General features: G+C 69.1%; 3 protein-coding genes. 2 read left to right on the forward strand and 1 reads right to left on the reverse strand.

All coding sequences use genetic code 11. The annotated features are described in order from the left end of the window. Positions 1-182, forward strand: a 182-nt coding sequence (locus tag ACLHRZ_RS37025; RefSeq protein ID WP_490422977.1) for a hypothetical protein, incomplete at its 5' end; no start/stop codon positions are given. Positions 183-403: 221 nt separating this feature from the next. Here the strand turns inward: ACLHRZ_RS37025 and ACLHRZ_RS37030 are convergent. After that, on the reverse strand, positions 404-916 hold the full coding sequence (locus ACLHRZ_RS37030; RefSeq protein WP_490422978.1) for a hypothetical protein: 513 nt from the start codon (positions 914-916) through the stop codon (positions 404-406). A 616-nt stretch (positions 917-1,532) separates the two neighbouring features. Between ACLHRZ_RS37030 and ACLHRZ_RS37035 the strand changes: the two genes are divergently transcribed. Further along, positions 1,533-2,030: a ricin-type beta-trefoil lectin domain protein gene (locus tag ACLHRZ_RS37035; RefSeq protein WP_490422979.1), complete on the forward strand. Its 498-nt coding sequence runs from the start codon at positions 1,533-1,535 to the stop codon at positions 2,028-2,030. The last annotated feature ends 403 nt before the right edge of the window (positions 2,031-2,433 follow it).

The following is a 2,433-nucleotide window of genomic DNA, read 5'->3' on the forward strand; positions in this document are numbered from 1 at the left end:
GTTCACGAGAACCGGTTCTCGTGAACCAAACCGCCGGCGCCTGCTGCGAGATACGCCGCGCGCTGATTGCTGTGGAGGGCGCTGAGCTGCAATGCCTCTGCGAGAACTACGAGATCAGCAACATCATCCGGCGTCGCCTCCAATGCGCATCCGGCATCGAGAAAGTTGGCCTCACCGGCTGATGGCCACAACGCCTCTGTTCCGTGACCCCGTTCCCGTCACCGGACATAGGCCCGCCGCCGTCTCGTGGCACACGTCCAGGCGGGCCGGTCGCGCTGCCGTCCACCGTGGAGCGAAGGGCGGCCCTGCGCTTCTGGGCACGTAACGGCGCGGCCGGCCGTGCGGTCCGTACGGTGACGACGGTGGCGAAGCCGAAGAAGGGGTGTAAGCCGGGCCGGGCCCCTCACAGCCCCGGCCCGGCAGCCGATGCACCGGCCTGCGGCCGGTCGAGCCGGATGCGGGCAGCGGCCCACAGCAGACGGCCGCCGGTCCGTGCGGCGTTGAGCTTCCTGCGGTGAGCGGCGCAGGCCTCGGGGTGCCCGGTGCGGTCGGCCTGCTCGGGCATCTCCTCGCCGAACGTGCCGGGCGGCACCACCATGACCACCGCCTCCAGGGAATCCAGAGCGGCCTTCAGCCAGGCCGAGGACAGCGTCACCGGCTCCTGTGGGGCCACCAGGGTGTTGGTACCGGTCAGCGTCAGGGCGTGGAAGCAGCCGCCGGCCACGTGAACGGCAGCGGTCACCACTGGCACCGCTTCGCTGCCCCAGGCGAAACCCGAGGCCAGCGCGTTGCGGACGACATCGCTGTAGGCGTCGGGGTCGGGCTGATGAACAACTTCGGCGACCCGCATCCGCGGTGTGGCACGGGTGGAGAAGGACCAGGTGCGCTGTGCCGTCGCGCTCAGCTCGTCGGTCATACCGGACCTAACGGGCCTGGTCGAGCTCAGGACACGGGCAGCAGGGGCTACACGCCACGGCGGCACGGGAGCCCGGGTTTCCAGGCCACCATCTGTGCCGGCTTCCTGGTGCAGGCGGACGCCGGGCGCAGCCCCGAAGGTTCCTTTCTGTCACGAGCTCCGCAGAAGTCCAGGATCGCCTCCCACAGTCCCATCGGTGTCGCCTTCACCGGTGTCCGGCAGTAGGCCACCGGTGCGTAGAGGTCTCGGGTCCCGGCGGGGGCGTTCGGGTCGACCTGGTGATGCAAGTCGCACCAGAAGTCCCCGAACGCCTCTGGCCGGACCGCCGGTTCGGCTCTGATCAACGTGTCGGATGCCGGTACGAAATGTTGATCAGAGTCTCTGGCGCTGTCGGCCCTCGATCCAGCGCGAGACGGACACCGACGGTGGCAGGCCACCGGGGCCCCGTAGTCGGGTACGTGCACGAGACGTCGGTGGTGGACGGACGTGTTGTCCAAAACGTTGCTTCTCGCCCGGCGAAGACCGGCTATACGGTGCCGCCGAGGCACTGGCCTCGAACCGCCGCACCCTTCCATTCCCACCAAGTGACGGTATCCGTCACGGGCAAGGAGGCATCGTGGCACACAGCAGAAGATCCACCGCTATCGCCCTGTCTGCGGCCGCACTGCTCGGCGCCGGCCTGCTGGCCTCGGGCCCCGCCGCATCGGCGGCACCCAACGCACCTTCCCGCAACTGGGATCAGTTCGAAAACGCCAGCACCTACCGGCTGCTCGACGCCCTGGGCAACGGCACTCTCAAGGCCGAGGAGGGCAACCACTCCGGAGGGCAGGACTTCTACCTGCGGCCTGGCAGGGACGGCTACCAGATCGAGAGCAAGTTCTACGCGGGCCGGTGCGTCACCGCCTACGACTTCGGCCATGAGGTGAAGCTGGAGAACTGCCGGGCGGAGAACGACGCGCAGTACTGGGACTTCCACCGCCGCGACGACGGCTCCCCCTTCATCAGCCTGAAGTACCCCAGGGCCTGCATTACCGACGAAGGCGAGCACAACGCCGTTGTCCTGCGCCCGTGCAACGACGCGCTCGACCAACGCTGGTACCCCGTCCAGGAGTAGCGCCTCGCGCCTCTCCCCCCGGTTCGAGTGACGGCCCGCGGTGAAGCACCAGGCGGCCCTGGACATCATGTCCGCCGTCGGCACTGTTCCAGGAGGAAGGGGCCGGGGGTAGATCGATCCAACTGTTCGCCGTCTGCAGGGTCGTTGCCCGGGCAAGCGCCGCCCGTCGGCCACATCATCCGCCCGCCGTCCCGAGAGCACGACGGCCGCGGACATCACTGAACGCTGCACCAGGCCGCGTCCGGCAGTGCCGGATGCGGCCTCGGTCAACAGCTTCTTCTCCGGCCCCAGCTCTCCGCCGGGGCGCGCCGCCCTCGAAGCGTGGGGTCCAAGATCATTCGCGCTGGCCGTTACGCGTCATGTCTCCCCCGGCGGTGCTGCGTACCGGCCGGCGCCCCGTGCC

The organism is Streptomyces sp. AM25, from assembly GCF_058146165.1.